Genomic DNA, 17,856 nt, shown 5'->3' on the forward strand with positions numbered 1-17,856 from the left:
AGAATTAATGTGCTTTAGTATAAAAAATGTAATTTCATATAGGCTGCTTATAATATAATATCTAAAATATTGGCACTTAAAATAGAAGGAATGAGGATAAATTATGAAAGTTTATATTAATGGACGGTTTTTAACTCAGTCCGTAACAGGGGTGCAAAGGTATGCCCGTGAAGTTGTTAAGGCTTTTGACAAGTTAATAGGTACTGGTTACATAGATAGTACTAAGTATAGTTTTTATATACTAACCCCTAATAAATCAATTAGTGAATTTCAGCTAAATAACATTAAAATAAAGCAAGTAGGTAGATTTGAAGGGCATCTCTGGGAACAGATAGAACTACCTTTTTATGTGAAAGGTGAAATGCTTCTGAATTTGTGTAATGCCGGTCCTGGATTAAAAAAACAACAAATTACTGTAATTCATGATACTGCTGTTTTTGCCAATAGTAGAAACTTCTCGTTTATATTTAGAAATTGGTATAAAGCTATGTTGAGTGCACAAGCGAAATTTTCAAAAAAAATTGTCACAGTGTCAGAATTTTCCAGGGGTGAAATAAGTAAGTATTTAAAACATGGAAAAGAAAAAATAAAAGTTATTTATGAAGGTAACGAACATATAACTTTTGGAGAAGAAGCAACTAATTACATTGAAAATAAGGGTTTAGATAAGAAACCTTATATTTTAGCAGTTAGTAGCTTGAATCCTAATAAGAATTTTAGTGCAATTGTAAAAGCGATGACATATTTAGAGTCGAATGATTTTAACATAGTAATTGCTGGTGGGACAGACCCTAAAGTATTTAGTCAAGATGGCATTGATCTACCTGATAATGTTATACACTTAGGTTATGTAAGTGATTCTGAATTAAAAGCTTTATATAGAGGTGCATTTTGTTTTGTATATCCTTCATTTTACGAAGGATTTGGTTTACCTCCGTTGGAAGCTATGACCGTAGGTTGTCCAATAATTCTTTCTAACCGTGCTTCGTTACCAGAAGTGGGTGGTAAAGCAGTTTTATATTGCGATCCTGATAAGCCTAAAGATATTGCTGATGAAATTCAAAAATTGTTATCCGATAGAAATTTAAGAAATGACCTTGTAGAAAAAGGGTTGGAACAAGCTTCGAAATTTTCGTGGGAAAATTGTGCTAAAGAATTATTTAATTCAATTAATGATTAATCGATTATGCAAATAAAGGAGTGTTCTCATTGAAAGTATTGCATGTAGGAGAATACGTTAAAGGTGGAGTTGCAACTTATATAAATGAGGTTACCTCCTATCAAAATAAGCATAATGATATTAGCGAAGTCTATTTAATGGTTAGTAAAAACTATTCAGATAAGCAGTATTCATTAAATAGAGAGAATATAATATTTTATGATTACTTGAGAAAACCCGGATATATACTTAAAGCCATTTTTGATGTTCATAAAGCGATTAATCGAATTAAGCCAGACATAGTGCATGTCCACAGTACATTTGCTGGAATATTTGTGAGGATTCCTTTTTTTATGAAGAAAAGCAAACCGAAAATAATATATTGCTCTCATGGTTGGTCTTTTCTAATGGATGTATCAAAAAAAAGTAAAATTGCTTACTCAATTGTTGAACGGGCGTTAGCTAGAAAAACAGATTTGATAGTGAATATATCAAAAAATGAGCAGAATAAGTCACTTCAATACAAGCTTCCCATAAATAAGTCAATTGTTATCTACAACGGTATCTCTGAAAAAGTTAGTAAGAACGCTGTTAGTTTAGAAATATCAATTGATCCTCATAAAATAAATGTTTTGTTTGTTGGTAGGTTTGATAAGCAAAAGGGATTAGATATCTTGATCGATTTCTTTAATAAGTATCCAAATAAAAAAATAAGTCTATACTTAATTGGCGACGGAGTTCTTGATAATCAGCATTTAGATATTCCTGAAAATGTAATCAATATAGGCTGGGTAGATAACTATAAATTAGACTCTTATTATCAAATGTTTGATGCGATTATTATGCCCTCAAGATGGGAAGGCTTCGGTCTAGTTGCCGTGGAAGCAATGAAAAACAAGAAACCGGTAATTGTTAGCAACATTGGGGCATTACCAGAACTTGTGAAAGAAGAAGTTAATGGATATGTATTTGATCTTGATAATTATGAAAGGTTAAACGAAATTTTTAATAGTATGAATAAGGAAGCTCTAACACGTCTTGGTGAAAATGGATATCGGATTTATAAGGATAATTTCACAAGTGAAATAATGAATAATAAAATTGTGAATGAGTATAAAAACCTTCTAGGAATAAGTGTTAAGCAAATCGAAAAGGAAAGAATTATTTAAAGAAATTGGAGTGATGTTTGTGAAGCTTGTTATGCTCTCTGGTGGTTCCGGTAAACGACTTTGGCCGTTGTCTAATGACTCCCGTTCTAAACAGTTTCTAAAAGTGCTTGAAAATAAAGAACTCGAACTAGAATCAATGGTACAAAGAGTATGGGGTCAACTTAAAAAAGTGAATTTAGTTGATTCTACAGTAATCGCAACAAGTAAATCTCAAGTAGAAATGATGAAGAATCATTTAGGAAATGAAGTACCATTAATTATAGAACCAGAACGACGTGATACATTTCCTGCAATAGCTTTAGCAGCTACTTATCTCTACTCAGTAAAGGGAGTAAGTCTTAACGAGGTTGTAAGTGTTTTACCAGTTGATCCTTATGTAGAAGAGGATTTTTTTAATCGGGTAAAGGATTTGGGAGTAGCATTGGAAAATTCATCTGCTGACCTAGCTTTAATGGGTGTAGACCCTACATATCCTTCTTCAAAGTACGGGTACATTGTACCTGGTAGTGTAAAGGAGAATTATATTGAAGTAAGTCATTTTAAAGAGAAACCATCCGAAGATGAGGCTAAGGAGCTTATTTCGGACAAGGCATTGTGGAACTGTGGTGTCTTTGCATTTAAGCTAGAATATATTATTTCTATTTTACAAGATAAGAATCTACCAATTCAATACGATGAACTATTAAAGCAATACGATAGACTCCCCAAGAAAAGTTTTGATTATGAAGTTGTAGAAAACACAAAAAAAATAGCAGCTATTTCTTACAATGGATATTGGAAAGACTTAGGTACATGGAACACGCTAACAGAAGAAATGGGTGCCAACCTTATAGGAAAGGGAACTATTAGTAGTGATTCCGTTAATACTCACCTAGTAAATGAACTAGATATCCCAGTAACAATTTTAGGTGTTTCAAATTTAGTGGTAGCTACAAGTCCAGATGGTATATTGGTCTCTGATAAAGAAGCAAGTCCACGTATTAAATCAGTACTCCAGGGATTCGAACAACGACCAATGTATGAAGAACGGCGTTGGGGATGGTATAAAGTATTGGATTATACGAAATTTGATAATGGCAATGAAGTGCTTACTAAGAAAATTTGCATTAAACCAGGTAAGAATCTCAGTTATCAAAAACACTTTAAAAGAAATGAAATATGGACAATTGTAAAAGGTGAAGGAGAATTTGCTTTAAATGGGAAGGTCAGCAAAATTCAATCTGGCGATATAATTGAGGTCCCCGTTGAAGCTGAACATGGAATTAAAGCAGATACAGAACTAGAATTTATTGAAGTTCAAACTGGATCAGAACTCATTGAGGAAGATATTATTCGTATTTTTATGACGTGGCAAGAAGTTGAGAAAGAATTTTCTGTTATAAATTGATCTGCTTATAAAATTAATGAAAGGTGGGAGACAATGAAAGTAGTTGCAGTTATACCTGCTCGCCATGGGTCAACACGCTTTCCCGGAAAACCAATGGCTTTAATCTCTGAAAAACCTATGATTCAACATGTATATCAAAGAGTTAAAGCCTCTAATAATATTGATAGTGTAATAGTGGCAACTGATCATGACGATATTTATCAAGCTGTCGTTGATTTTGGTGGAGAAGCTATTATAACAAGAAAAGATCATGAATCAGGTTCGGATCGTATGGCTGAAGTGGCCAGTAAAGTAGATGGTGATCTTTTTCTAAATGTCCAGGGAGATGAACCTCTAATAAGAACGGAGCTTATTGATCAAATTGTTAAATTAGCTCTTGATAATGAAGAAAGTGTAGTTACGGCTAAAGTGAAAATAAAGGACATAGAGGATTTAAATAGCCCAAATGTAGTTAAAGTAGTTGCTGACAATCAAGCAAATGCAATGTATTTTTCTAGATCCCCTATTCCATACAATCGTTCTATTGAACCCATTCACTATTTCAAACACCTAGGGATTTATTGTTTTCCCAAAAAGACACTTGAGCAATTTGTAACTCTTCCTAAATCTATATTAGAGAAAACTGAAATGCTCGAACAATTAAGATTACTAGATAATGGTATAAATATTAAAGTGCTTGAAACAAACTACGACGCTGTTGGCGTAGATACACCAGAAGACATTTTAAAGGTAGAAAGAATATTGGAGGCTCAACATGGTTAAAGAGATTAGATTAAATGATCGAATTGCATTTGGCGGTAATAATCCGTTTGTATTAGTTGCAGGTCCTTGCATGATTGAAAGTGAAGATCTTGTTTTTGAAATTGCAGGTAAAATGAAAGAAGTTACTAGCAAACTTGGTATTCCATATGTATTTAAAGCCTCTTTTGATAAAGCAAATCGCTCGTCTATTCATTCTGAACGTGGTCCTGGATTGGAAAAAGGTCTTGAGATCTTATCTAAAGTGAAAAAAGAATTCGATGTACCTGTCACTTCTGATATTCATGATTATACCCAGGCAGAAGCAGCAGGGAAAGTTCTGGACATTATCCAAATTCCCGCTTTTTTATGTAGACAGACTGACTTATTGGTAGCTGCTGCCCGAACTGGGAAAATCATTAACGTAAAAAAAGGCCAATTCCTTGCTCCTTGGGATATGAAGAATGTAGTGGTGAAGCTTAAAGAATCTGGTAATGAAAACATTTTACTAACGGAACGTGGTTCGACATTTGGGTATAATAATCTGGTTGTTGATATGAGATCGCTTATTACTATGCGTGAGCTTGATGTTCCGGTAGTATTTGATGCTACACACAGCGTGCAGATCCCTGGGGGCCAAGGGACAAGCACTGGCGGTAAAAGAGAATTTGTTCCTTATCTCTCACGCGCTGCGGCTGGTGTTGGAATGGATGCCCTATTCACAGAGGTTCATCCTAATCCAGATCAGGCGCTTTCCGATGGTCCTAACACGCTTAAGTTAGATGAAATTGAAGAGATTCTAAAGCCAATTGTTGAAATAGATCGTCTAGTAAAAAGTTTATAAGTGATGGAGGCTAATATGACTACATCTATTGAGAATAAACAGGATTACCTTGGAAGTGTAAAGGAAGTACTTGAGATCGAGGCAAATGCTATTTTATCTTTAAGTGAAAGATTGAATGGCGAAATTAATCAAACGATAGAGATGATTCTCAAATGTAAAAACCGTGTAGTGGTTACTGGAATGGGGAAATCTGGACTTATTGCTCAAAAGATAGTGGCAACATTAGCTAGTACAGGAACTCCTTCATTATTTCTTCACCCAGCAGAAGGACTCCACGGAGACCTGGGTATGGTAACAAAAGACGATGTAGTTATAGCTATATCGAATAGTGGTGAGACTGATGAAATACTAAATATCTTACCATCATTGAAACGCATTGGGCCTAAAATGGTTGCCCTCGTAGGTAAGGAAAAATCGACTCTTGCTGAAAAGTCTGATGTTATTCTCAGTATTGGAAAAGTTGAAGAAGCTTGTCCACTAGGATTAGCCCCTACTACTAGTACAACTGTGACATTAGCCATAGGTGATGCAATTGCAATTGCGTTATTAAAAGCTCGGGATTTTCAACCTGAGCACTTTGCTCTTTTTCATCCTGGTGGGTCATTAGGACGAAAGTTATTACTTACGATTCAGGACGTTATTGATTCAAACACTAATAATCCGGTTGTTTACGGGGATATAGAAGTCAAAGATGTTCTGTTTGAAATGACTAAATCAGGACTAGGAGCAATATCGATTATTGGAACTGACGGTACGCTTGAAGGTATCTTAACTGATGGAGATATTAGAAGAGCACTTATTGAAGGAAATCATATTTTAGAGACCCCAGTGAGTCAATTATATTCTAAAGATCCGGTCACAATAACCAATACAATCCTTGCAGCGGAAGCTTTGAAGATCATGGAAGACAAAAGAGTTAATGTCTTACCAGTTCTAAATGATAAGAATGAACCAATTTCTATGGTTCATATACATGATCTTACTAAGATGGGGTTATAAATGAAGTCTCAAATTAAATTAATCGTATTAGATGTTGATGGGGTTTTAACTGATGGGACCTTGCTAATAGGTTCAGATGGAATTGAATATAAAGGATTTAATACTCAGGATGGAATGGGAATTAGTCTTGCGAGATACACTGGAATTAAAGTAGCTATTATTACAGGTAGGAGTTCTAAAGCTGTGGAAAAACGTGCTTCTGAGTTATCAATTGATTTCCTATATCAGGGCATACACCACAAAGTAGAGTGTTTAGAAGAAATGATATCAGAGTTGAGAATTCAGTTAGAAAATGTGTGTTATGTAGGCGATGACCTTAATGATATTCCAATTTTAAATATTGTTGGTTTACCTTGTGCTCCTTCAAATGCAGTGGGATCTGTTAAAAGGCGTTCTAAGTACATATCTTCTGCTCAGGGTGGTTATGGGGCTGTGAGAGAAATAGTAGATTATATTCTAGAAGAACAATATGACTATGATCAACTAATAGAAGAGTTTGTAGGGAGAAAAAATGAATTAAAACAATAGGCTAGCATGTGCTAGCCTATTGTTTTAAAGTGGGGTGGCAATTTGGAGAAATGTGTTATTTGTGAAAAGCATAATCAGAATTTGAATTCTAATATGAAAATATATGAAGATGATTATTCTAATATTTTTCATGGTCCATTAACTTCTGGTATATTAGGATACCTTTATTTAGAGCCCAAAAGACATGTGGAAAATTATTATGAGTTCAGCGATCAAGAAGTAGTTGAAATAAACTCCCTTGTGAAAAAAGTAACAAAGATATTAACTGAATTACTTGAAGTAGATAGAATTTATACAGTAATCATTAGTGAGGCAGTAAGACATCAACATATTCATCTGATACCTAGAACACATGAAATGGAATTAAAAGGGTTGGATTTAATAGAACAAGCTACTCAACAAAAATCCATCAAACCATTAGATAAATTAAGTGTAGATAAATTAATTGAAGGTCTAGTAAACAAACTTAATACATAAACTAAAGTGAAGTCGGGGGAAAAAATGGACTGGAAAATAGAATATAACAGATGGATAGATAGTAAAACCCTAGATAAATCTTATAGACAATCACTTGAATTCCAAGACAATGAAATAGTTATAGAAGATTCTTTCTACAAAAATTTAGAATTCGGCACAGGCGGCATGCGCGGGGAAATAGGCCCAGGCACAAACCGAATGAACATTTATACCGTGCGTAAAGCCTCTGAAGGGCTAGCAAGATACATAGAAGAAAAAGGGGAAGAAGCAAAGTTACGTGGTGTTGTTATTGCATACGATTCAAGACACCAATCTCCTGAATTTGCTTTAGAAACCGCAAAAACACTTGGATACCATGGGATCCAAACATATTTATTTGATGCACTTCGTCCAACACCACAACTTTCATTTACGGTTAGATATCTACATGCGTATGCTGGAATAGTTATTACAGCGAGCCATAATCCACCAGAATACAATGGCTATAAGATCTATGGTCCTGATGGTGGGCAAATCACCCCTAGTGTTGCAGATGAGATTATTCATCATGTGAATTCAGTGGAAGACGAACTAGCAGTTGAGGTAGCGGATCCTGAGGAGTTGAAAAATACCGGAATCCTAACTATGTTGAGTGAAAAAATGGATAACGCGTACATCAACCAGTTACAATCGATCTCACTCAATCAGGATAAGGATGATCGGAACAACAGTGACCTCAAAATAGTATTCACTCCACTTCATGGGACGAGTAACCTTCCAGTGCGTGCTGGTTTAGAAGCGTTAGGATTTGAAAACGTTTCGGTTGTTAAACAGCAGGAACTGCCTGACCCTGAATTTTCAACGGTTGCTAGTCCTAATCCTGAAGAGCATGCGGCTTTTGAACTTGCTATTCAGTATGGTGAGGAATTGGATGCCGATATTCTTATGGGAACCGATCCAGATGCTGATCGTGTAGGTGTAGCGGTTCGAAATCTTGAGGGGAATTATGAAGTGTTAAGTGGAAACCAGCTTGGTGCTTTAATGGTAGACTATCTCCTCTCTACTAGAAGTAAGAATGGAACTCTTCCGGAAAATGGCGCTATTCTTAAAACAATCGTTACTTCGGAGATCGGGAGAGATATTGCAGAAAGTTACGGATTAACGAGTATGGATACATTAACTGGCTTTAAGTTCATTGGGGAGAAAATCAAAGAGTTTGAAGAAACCGGCGAGCACACGTTTCTTTTTGGATATGAAGAAAGCTATGGCTATCTAATTGGAGACTTTGTGCGAGATAAAGATGCTGTTCAATCATGTCTTTTCGCTGCAGAGATGGCAGCTTATTATAAATCAAAAGGAAAAACGCTTTATGAAGGACTTCTAGATGTCTTTTCGAAATATGGCTATTACCAGGAGGCACTTGAATCCCTTACGCTAAAAGGGAAATCGAGGGCAGAGCAAATTACTACCATTATGGATGAGTTTAGACAGAATTCTCCTGAACGTATTGCTGATCATAAAGTTGTAAGGATTGAAGACTATCAATTGAGCGAAGCGACAAATGTACTTGGAAATACAAAAGAAGAAATAGTGCTACCTAAGTCGAATGTGATTAAATATAAGCTTGAAAATGGCGCATGGTTTTGCCTGCGCCCATCAGGGACTGAACCAAAGATGAAATTTTACTTTGGAGTGAAAGAAGATTCATTAGAAGCAAGTCAACAGTTGCTTAAGCAAGTAAAGAATGAAGTGATGGGCCTAGTTGATCAGATTCTTACTGTTAGAGTTTAAAGAATGTAGCCCTCTTTCAAATGAGGGCTAATAGCAACGATAAGTGTCTGGGGTTAACAGTTATGTATGAAATCAAACAGTCAGTTATTAATGGATACACAATCTATCATCTGATCAACTGTGATACTAACTCAGAGGTGCGAATCGCTCCTGAACGTGGCGGTATGGTGATTGGATACAAATCAGACGGCGAAGAACTTTTATACCTGAATGAAGAAACATTTAGTGATGCGGAAGCCAATGTTCGATGGGGGATTCCAATTCTCTTTCCGATCTGTGGCCAATTAGAAGAAAAGCAGTACCGCTTGAACGGTGTAATATACAAAATGAAGAACCATGGATTTGCACGGAACTTGCCATGGGATGTCATTGAGACAAGTTCAGAAGATGGAGCACAAATAACGTTACAACTTAAAAGTAATCGTGAAACAAAAGAATCCTTTCCATTTGATTTTGAACTGCGTTTTACGTACACATAAAAAAACAATGAATTGACCATCAAGCAAAGCCACAGCAATCATTCTAGTGAAACCATGCCATTTTATTCAGGATTTCATCCGTACTTTAATTCAAAGGATAAGAGTTTAATTTATAAAGCGGATGCAAGGGACTATTATGACTACAATGATGGGGAAGTAAAGGCATTTCATGGTGAGGTAGATCTAACAAATAAGAGTGAAGCAGTAGCTCTGAAACATGTTATTCATCAACATATTGAGTTTGATTTAGCGCAAGTGAATCGCCATATAAGCATGTCGTATGGCAGTGAATTTAAGTATGCGGTGTTCTGGACTGAGAAAAATAAAGAGTTCATGTGCATCGAGACATGGATGGCCAAAATGAATGATATTAATAAAAAAGAAGATCTTCAATTCGTCAATCCTGGTGAAGCAATGACTACATTTGTCACGATTGCATCAAAGACAATTCGTGAAAGTAGATAAGCTGGAGGAATATATGTACGAACGTCAACCAATCTTTTTAAAACCGAACTTTAAAGATCGTATCTGGGGTGGAATGAACCTGCGTGAAAAATTTGACTATGACATACCAACAGAAACGACTGGCGAATGCTGGGGGATATCAGCTCATTCAAATGGACCTTCTGAAATCCTGAATGGTCCGCTTAAAGGAAAAACTTTAGATATCATATGGAAAGAAAATCGAGACCTTTTTCGGAATGAAGGTGGAGAACACTTCCCACTATTAATTAAAATTCTTGATGCAAACAATGACCTTTCCGTACAAGTTCACCCCGATGATTCTTATGCAAAAGAAGTAGAGAATGAAGCATATGGAAAAACAGAATGCTGGTATATCCTTGATTGTGAAGATGATTCTGAGATCATTTTTGGTCATCATGCTCAATCACGAGTGGAGTTCCAGAAATTGATTGAAGAAGGTAAATGGGATAGCTTGTTAAGAAGCATTAAGATTCAGCCTGGTGAATTTTACTATGTTCCAAGTGGCACGATACATGCAATCGGAAAAGGCACGATGATTCTTGAAACGCAACAAAGTTCAGATACAACCTATCGGGTATACGATTATGATCGAACCGATGCTAGTGGAAACAAACGTGACCTTCATATTGCGCAGTCAATCGAAGTATCAACTGTTCCTCACGAAGATCCAGAATTTCATCCGAAACGTGAAGTGAAGGAAGGGCTAGTCCAAACAGAACTAGTGACAGAAAAGTACTTTACCGTTTGGAAATGGGAAGTAAATGGACATGTTCAAAATTCAACGAACGATGAATATCTACTCGTTAGCGTACTAAGTGGTGAGGGTAGCATTGGTGTGAAAGATGATGATGCTCTTTCCATTATGAAAGGCGATCATTTCATCATTCCATCCTCGATGAAAGAGTTTGTCGTGGAAGGTAAATTAGAAATGATGGTTTCAAAGAGTAACGGATAAAGAGAATAAAATATGATATCACCCTAATTTTATAGATATAGGTCTGCAGAACTACGTACATAATAAAAACTTAAATGAAGAAAGGAAGATGATTTATGAAAGTAAGAAAGGCAATTATTCCAGCGGCGGGTCTAGGAACAAGGTTCCTTCCTGCTACAAAAGCACAACCAAAAGAAATGCTTCCCATAGTAGATAAGCCAACGATTCAATACATAGTAGAAGAAGCAGTGCGAGCAGGTATTGAAGATATCATTATCGTCAGCGGTCGTGGAAAGCGTGCGATTGAAGATCATTTTGATAAATCTTATGAGCTAGAAGAAACGCTTACGAAGAAACAAAAGCACAAAATGTATGAAGAAGTGCAAAAGATCTCAAATCTAGCAAACATTCATTACATCCGTCAAAAGGAACCAAAAGGTCTTGGTCATGCCATTGGGTGTGCGAAGAGCTTTATTGGTGATGAACCCTTTGCTGTATTGCTTGGGGATGACATCGTTCGTTCAGAGAAGCCATGTATCGGTCAGTTAATGGAGGTATATAACCGCTACAATAGTTCTGTGGTTGGTGTACAGCAAGTTGAGAGGGAAAACGTTTCGAAATATGGAATCATTGCACCGAAAGAAGGCATGCTGGAGGAAGGCGTTATTCCTGTAGAAACGTTTGTTGAAAAGCCTTCGATTGAAGAAGCGCCATCGAACCATGCAATTCTTGGTCGTTACGTACTAACTCCGGAGATCTTTGAGATTCTTGAAACGTTACCTACAGGTGCAGGTGGCGAAGTGCAACTAACTGATGCGATTAAATTGTTGAATGAATCGCAGGCCGTTATTGCACATGAATTCGAAGGAGATCGTTATGATGTAGGCGATAAGTTCGGCTTTATTAAAGCGACGGTTGATTTTGCTTTGGGGAGAGAGGATCTTCAGAGTGAAGTGATGGAGTATTTGAAGAGTGTTGTAGAAAAGGAATTTTCTCATTCATAATATTGTGTGAAAGCGATAATCTTCATAGACAGGTCCTAAACTCATTCTTCATTAACAGTGATGATGTTTTTTATTGTCTATAGGGTTAACATACTATTGATGATAAAGAATCTCAAACTAAAAGGATTTCCAAATAAAGTATTGCTCTAGTTAGGTGAGTATATTAGAGTGTTATAGTGTAGTTAATAGCCCAATAAGGAGCCAATAATGAGAGATATTACTTTTAATAAAAGACTTCCAAGTTCAATAATAACTAATACTCCCAAGATGTTTAACGTTTATTTATATTTAATATTTTTCTTCATAATTTTTTCAAGTGGAGCAATACTTGATCAAAAATATTTTAACTTTTCACAAATGATCGTATTAGGTCTTTGTATGCCGATATTTTTCTTGAGTAAAAATTTTAATTATAAGCAATTATTTTTCTTGACTTTAGTTATTCCATTTTACCTTGTAATTAATTTTATTAATTACGATGATACTATAATAAATTATCTTCTTTTTATTATTAAATTTATATTTATTTTCTTTTTGGTTAGGTACTGTATAATAAAAAAAATCGATATATTAAAAATATTCAACAACCTAATAATAGGAATATGTATTTATTCCATATTTTCATATGTTTTATTAGATATTATGAAAATTTTACCTTATTTTATGGAAGTGATAAATGAAAAACCATATAAAGTTTTCTTGGGATTTCACTTTCATTGGCAAGAAGTTAATTGGTTTTCATGGAGAGTAGTAAGAAACAACTCAATATTTTGGGAACCTGGTGTTTTTCAAATATATATTAGTTTTTCTTTGTTCTATCAGCTTTTTATAAAAGAAAAGTTTAGAAAATCAGTGTTAATTTTATTAGTTCTTAATATGTTTACAACCTTTTCAACCACAGGTTTTTTAATTGTTTTGACGCTACTCACATTTAAATACTTAAAGCAAAAACCTAAGACAAATATAGGCATGATTTTTAAAATATATATCGTTCCAATTATAATAATTACCGCTATTATTATTGGGTTACAAATTTTCAACCAAAAAGTTAACAATGGTACTGTTTCGTACGATTTAAGAACTAATGATTTAAACATTGGTATGGACTTGTTTTTTCAAAAACCGTTTTTTGGTTGGGGATATTTAAATAATAATGAATTTAAAGCTCTAACGGGTACTAGTAATAATAGTAACGGATTAGTATCCATGATGTTTCACCAGGGAATAATGGGATTGTTATTCTATACCTTACCAATTTTCGTGTTGATATTAAGTTTATATAAGAATAAAGGACTTATGGTAGCATTATCTTTTGGTGTTTTTTATTTTGTATCTGCTGCAACTGAACCGTTAATGTATGCAAATTTCTTTAATGTTTTTATTTCCATGGGATTTATTGCGCTTTTTGAACGAAAACTATTTTATTCCTGGACAAAAAAAGAATATGCTCTAATGGACTACTAAATGATTCTTTTTAGAACACTCAATACCCCAAAAAAATTAATTATTAGTATCGTAGTGATTAATCTGATTGTTATACTAATACTTTTTTTGAAATTGGAAAGGGAAATACCAAAAGAACCTCTAAGAACATTCCCTTCTTTTTCAAAAAGTATAGGGGTTAGTATACATCCTGGTATAACAGAACAAGATATTCAACAAATCAATGATGCGGGAATTAATATCGTGAGAATTGATATTTTTTGGTCAAATGTTGAGAAAACAAAAGGCACATATGATTTTAAAAATAGTGGCTATGATGAATTAAATAATTTATTGAAAAAGTATGGTATAAGACCTTACTACATTTTGGCTTATGAAAATCCATTATATGAAAAACAAAGATCTATAATAACAGATGAAGGTAGAACTGGATTTATCAATTTTGTGGCAGCTACTGTTAATAGGTATAAAGGACAAAATATAATTTGGGAAATTTGGAATGAACCTAATTTAGAAACTTTCTGGAAACCACAACCTAGTATTGCGGAGTATAGTACTCTAGTGAAAGAAGTAAGTCCTATTATTCAACAAAAAGATCCTTCGGGAGTAATAGTTGCCCCTGCTTTGGCAGGAATACACGCAAAATCCCTAGAATGGTTAAAGCAGTTGTTTGAAGAAAATATACTAGAATATATTGATGCAATTTCTGTTCATCCGTATAGAAATAATCTCCCAGAATCTGCATTATATGATTATCAATTATTAAGAAAACTCCTCAATGATTATTCCGGTAAGGATATCCCTATCATTTCTGGTGAATGGGGTTATTCCATGCATGAGAAAGATAATATCTCAATTAATGAAATGGAACAAGCATCATATCTTGCAAGAATTTTTCTTATTAATTCTATGGCTGAAATCCCCATTAGCATCTGGTATGACTGGAAAAATGATGGTGTAGATAAGAATAATAAAGAGCATAATTTTGGATTGGTATGGTATGATTCTACTCCGAAATTATCTTTCTTATCAATTCAAACAATATCTAAAAACTTAAATGGTTTTAAATACATCGAAAGAATACATACATCTAATTCAGAAAATTATATATTAAAATTCAAAAATAGTAATGAGGAAAATATTATTGTTTACTGGACCACTAATAAAAGTAAACAAAATATAAAAATTCCTCTGAAATCGGGAACTGGGGAAGTAATTTCAATGCTAGGGGCCACACGTAAACTGAAATGGGGAAAAGAGGTGGATTTGACTCTCAAGACTAGACCTAATTATTTAATAATAGATTGAAGACTTATATGGAACAATTATGAAAGTTTGCGAAAGTGAAAATGTCTGAAGTACTGAGAAACAGACACTTTAGATGTGGACAGTGATAGAAACGCTGGTTGGATTTATTGGGTTTGGTGTTGTGTTTGTGATTAGTTTTTTGTGTAAGTTCGTGATGAATGAAAAGAGTTATTTCTTTACTAGTAGATTAACAGTTAAACCAGGAGGCTAATCAGAATATGATTAGCCTCCTGGTTTTAATAGATAAGAAACAAATGTAAGCAGTTTATAAGGTATAACTAAAGAAAAAGCATGGGCGACTCCCGTGCTTTTCTTTAGTTAACGTATCATTTTTAAATTATAGCTTTATATTTGCTTTTATCATACCGAAATAAATGGAGGTAGAAATACTTTAATAAAGGAGTTTTCTATGAAAAAAATATTGTTTTTAGCATTATTAGGGACGAAATTAGTTGGATGTGATGAAAATCATTGGAATACAAATGGTATGTCAATAACGGTTTAAAATTCCTTTCAACGGAAACAAATTCTCTAATATTAGCGCATCTTAGCTGGCTGTATGACAGCTTTTACTTTTTCTCTTAATCTGTAAGATCTACCTTTTATATTAAATGTAGTAGAGTGGTGAACGATTTGGTCTAACATGGCCGTAGCCAGCACATAGTCGATATTCCTGAACAAATTGCTGGAACGGAGTTAGTTATTACCGCTGTAGATAAAGCTGGCAATCAGAGTGAAGCCGCAATCGTAATAGTAGAAGATCAAATGGCTCCTGCAAAACCAATTGTCTCTCTTACAATCGAGACGAAAGTAACTGGGAAAGCAGAAGTAGGTTCAACCGTTTATGTAAGTGTAGATGATAAAGAACTAGGTAATGGAAAAGTAACCAACTCTGGAGAATTTTCAATTTCTTATTCCAAACAAAAGCCAGGAGTTGAGCTAAGAGTATATGCTGTTGATGAAGCAGGTAATCAAAGTGAATCAACAACGGTAACAGTAGAAGATCATACTGTTCCATCACCTCCTGTTATCTCGATTGCGACTGAAACAAGCGCCAAAGGTAAGGCTGAATCTGGAGCTCAAATCCAGGTGAAAGCTGGAACGAACGTTATTGGTACAACGAAGACGTCGACTAATGGCGATTTCGAAGTTACCTATGAAAAGCAAAAACCAGGGACAGAAATTAGTGTAACGGTGACAGATAGCTCTGGTAACAAGAGTAAGGCGACAACAGCTGTTGTTGTTCAAAAAACAAACCGAATTTCCGGTAAAGATCGCTACAAAACAGCTGTTGAAATTTCAAAAGCAGCTTTCGAAAATGGGTCGGAAAGAGCTCTTCTCGTTCGAGGAGATGACTTTCCAGATGCTTTAGCTGCCGCTCCATACGCTTATCAATTAGATGCACCTATTCTCTCGACACAGAAAGAAAAATTAACGACTGTCACGAAAGAAGAGCTGAAGCGTCTAGGTGTTAAAAAAGTGGTGATTATCGGTGGTAGTGGTGCCGTTTCAGGAGAGGTTGAAGAAGAGCTTAAAGCAATGAACTTAATCGTTGATCGCATTAGTGGAAAAAACCGGTATGAAACGGCTGCGAAAATTGCAGATAAGATCGATAGTGACCAGGTTATCATTGCTTATGGGGGCAATTTTGCAGATGCTCTTGCTATTGCACCATTTGCTGCACGAAATGGTATTCCAATTGTCTTAACAGGAACAAACAAACTTCCATCAGAAACGAAAGCAACTATAAAGAAACAAACAATTGTTGTAGGTGGAACGGGCGTTGTTTCTAATCAGGTAATGGATCAATTACCCGATCCCATACGTTTATCTGGAAAGAGTCGTTATGATACAAACAAAGCCATAGTAGAGCATTTTGATAATGATGCATCCATTTGTAGAATTGGATTAGAGATACTTTGTTATTAAATTGAAAGCTACAAAGTGGGACAGCCCTTTCTAAATCGGAAAGGGCTGTTTTTAGTTCGATATAGTTTTTAAGATTATAAGAAAATGAAGCATTACGCAAGGTCCTATATCTTTTGAATTTGAATGGAAGAGAAATCCCCAGTGTGAAGAATGCACTGTGAATTGTGATATTGAAGCTTCCCATGACTATATCCCTCAGTATTCGGCTTGTGTGGGTCTCGGTCCGAGGGTGGGAGCATAAGAAATATGAGAAACCTGAACTTAGTGAATTAGGGGAGAAATTGCTTGGGGTTAAATCTTGGGAATTAGAGATTTAGCGTGAAATAGTCAAATCATATAAAAGAAGTGGATTACCGTTCTTTCTATGCGGTGATCTTTTTGCATGTGGTTAGGTGGTAAAGCTTCCAGTCCGTATCTCATAGAAAGCTTATCAAAACAGGAAAAGGATGGGGACTAAATGTATAGATAATAAATTAGAAATGGAAATCAGGTACAAAAGAATCACTAAAAAGGTATATTATGTTTTTATTATCCATATTAAAGATATTTTAGTATATAATAGTAATTGATTTTATATATAATCGTGACTTAAGGGGGATTATTAGTGGGGTTAAGCTGCTATATTCATGAAGATCAGTCATCCATTGGGACTTGTGTAGGCTGTGGTAAATTTATTTGTCAGGAATGTAATACAGAAGTAAAGCGTAAGAATTACTGTAAAGCATGTATTGGTGAAATGATGGTAGAAAACCAAAGTAAGATTGAAAGACTAGAAGAAAGTAAAAATAATTCAAATCCAATGGTCTTTATGAATGCAGGAGGTGGAGGAGGAGCTTCGAGTTCTGCAGTTAGTTCAAGTGGGTCAATTGAACGAGATCAACCAATCTTCTCTAAGAGTCGAATTACAGCGGGCGTTTTAGCTATTCTACTTGGTTCCTTTGGCGCACATAAATTTTATCTTGGTAGATGGGGATGGGGAATTATTTATCTATTGTTCTCATGGACCTACATTCCGACAATTGTTGGCCTTATTGAAGGAGTTATCTATCTCTTCTCGAGTAATGAGTCTTTTGCATCAAAGCATGATCGCAACTTTTTTAGGCGAGCGGCTTGAGGTTGAGAAGCATCATATGCCCCCGATTCTTATACCTTTAATGGTGTACTAAATTTACCTAGTAATAGAGACGGTCATAGTTATCAGC

Annotated in this window: 15 protein-coding genes and 2 pseudogenes; 16 read left to right on the forward strand and 1 reads right to left on the reverse strand. The window is 35.0% G+C overall.

The window, feature by feature from the left end:
* The first annotated feature begins 103 nt into the window (after positions 1-103).
* The 14 genes and pseudogenes from PQ578_RS01565 to PQ578_RS01630 all read left to right on the forward strand — a co-directional run bounded on the left by PQ578_RS01565 (position 104) and on the right by PQ578_RS01630 (position 14,725).
* Positions 104-1,180, forward strand: a complete 1,077-nt coding sequence (locus PQ578_RS01565) for a glycosyltransferase family 4 protein (RefSeq protein WP_273831882.1) — start codon at positions 104-106, stop codon at positions 1,178-1,180.
* A gap of 20 nt (positions 1,181-1,200) precedes the next feature.
* A complete protein-coding gene (locus tag PQ578_RS01570) occupies positions 1,201-2,328 on the forward strand; it encodes a glycosyltransferase (protein WP_337957998.1) in 1,128 nt (375 codons plus the stop codon).
* Positions 2,329-2,347: 19 nt separating this feature from the next.
* Complete coding sequence (locus PQ578_RS01575) at positions 2,348-3,715, forward strand: sugar phosphate nucleotidyltransferase (protein WP_273831884.1); 1,368 nt, start codon at positions 2,348-2,350, stop codon at positions 3,713-3,715.
* Between the two features lie 33 nt (positions 3,716-3,748).
* Positions 3,749-4,477: a 3-deoxy-manno-octulosonate cytidylyltransferase gene (gene kdsB / locus PQ578_RS01580; RefSeq protein ID WP_273831885.1), complete on the forward strand. Its 729-nt coding sequence runs from the start codon at positions 3,749-3,751 to the stop codon at positions 4,475-4,477.
* Positions 4,470-5,297, forward strand: a complete 828-nt coding sequence (kdsA, locus tag PQ578_RS01585; protein ID WP_273831886.1) for a 3-deoxy-8-phosphooctulonate synthase — start codon at positions 4,470-4,472, stop codon at positions 5,295-5,297. The genes kdsB and kdsA overlap by 8 nt, the downstream gene beginning before the upstream one ends.
* 15 nt (positions 5,298-5,312) lie before the next feature.
* Complete coding sequence (locus tag PQ578_RS01590) at positions 5,313-6,296, forward strand: KpsF/GutQ family sugar-phosphate isomerase (protein WP_273831887.1); 984 nt, start codon at positions 5,313-5,315, stop codon at positions 6,294-6,296.
* Entirely contained in the window at positions 6,297-6,824 is a 528-nt protein-coding gene (locus PQ578_RS01595; protein ID WP_273831888.1) for a KdsC family phosphatase, read from the forward strand.
* A 42-nt stretch (positions 6,825-6,866) separates the two neighbouring features.
* A complete protein-coding gene (locus tag PQ578_RS01600; protein WP_273831889.1) occupies positions 6,867-7,301 on the forward strand; it encodes an HIT family protein in 435 nt (144 codons plus the stop codon).
* A 24-nt stretch (positions 7,302-7,325) separates the two neighbouring features.
* A complete protein-coding gene (locus PQ578_RS01605; RefSeq protein ID WP_273831890.1) occupies positions 7,326-9,071 on the forward strand; it encodes a phospho-sugar mutase in 1,746 nt (581 codons plus the stop codon).
* Between the two features lie 62 nt (positions 9,072-9,133).
* Positions 9,134-10,015, forward strand: a pseudogene (locus PQ578_RS01610) (aldose epimerase family protein).
* A 13-nt stretch (positions 10,016-10,028) separates the two neighbouring features.
* Positions 10,029-10,991: a mannose-6-phosphate isomerase, class I gene (gene manA / locus PQ578_RS01615; RefSeq protein ID WP_273831891.1), complete on the forward strand. Its 963-nt coding sequence runs from the start codon at positions 10,029-10,031 to the stop codon at positions 10,989-10,991.
* 95 nt (positions 10,992-11,086) lie between these two features.
* Complete coding sequence (gene galU, locus PQ578_RS01620; RefSeq protein WP_273831892.1) at positions 11,087-11,974, forward strand: UTP--glucose-1-phosphate uridylyltransferase GalU; 888 nt, start codon at positions 11,087-11,089, stop codon at positions 11,972-11,974.
* 207 nt (positions 11,975-12,181) lie between these two features.
* Positions 12,182-13,438: an O-antigen ligase family protein gene (locus PQ578_RS01625; protein WP_273831893.1), complete on the forward strand. Its 1,257-nt coding sequence runs from the start codon at positions 12,182-12,184 to the stop codon at positions 13,436-13,438.
* Positions 13,439-14,725, forward strand: a complete 1,287-nt coding sequence (locus PQ578_RS01630; protein ID WP_273831894.1) for a cellulase family glycosylhydrolase — start codon at positions 13,439-13,441, stop codon at positions 14,723-14,725.
* A 537-nt stretch (positions 14,726-15,262) separates the two neighbouring features.
* Here PQ578_RS01630 and PQ578_RS01635 read toward each other — a convergent pair.
* A pseudogene (locus PQ578_RS01635) lies at positions 15,263-15,391 on the reverse strand (ATP-binding protein); the annotation flags it as partial.
* 99 nt (positions 15,392-15,490) lie between these two features.
* On the opposite strand from PQ578_RS01635, the gene PQ578_RS01640 reads away from it, so the two are divergent.
* Both PQ578_RS01640 and PQ578_RS01645 read left to right on the forward strand, forming a co-directional pair.
* Positions 15,491-16,654 carry a cell wall-binding repeat-containing protein gene (locus PQ578_RS01640; protein WP_273831895.1) on the forward strand — a complete coding sequence of 388 codons (1,164 nt, stop codon included), beginning with the start codon at positions 15,491-15,493 and terminating at the stop codon, positions 16,652-16,654.
* Positions 16,655-17,258: 604 nt separating this feature from the next.
* A complete protein-coding gene (locus tag PQ578_RS01645; protein WP_273831896.1) occupies positions 17,259-17,768 on the forward strand; it encodes a TM2 domain-containing protein in 510 nt (169 codons plus the stop codon).
* The last annotated feature ends 88 nt before the right edge of the window (positions 17,769-17,856 follow it).

It is taken from the genome of Guptibacillus sedimenti (assembly GCF_028610665.1).
In the GTDB taxonomy this organism is placed as follows: Bacteria; Bacillota; Bacilli; order Bacillales; family Guptibacillaceae; genus Guptibacillus; species Guptibacillus sedimenti.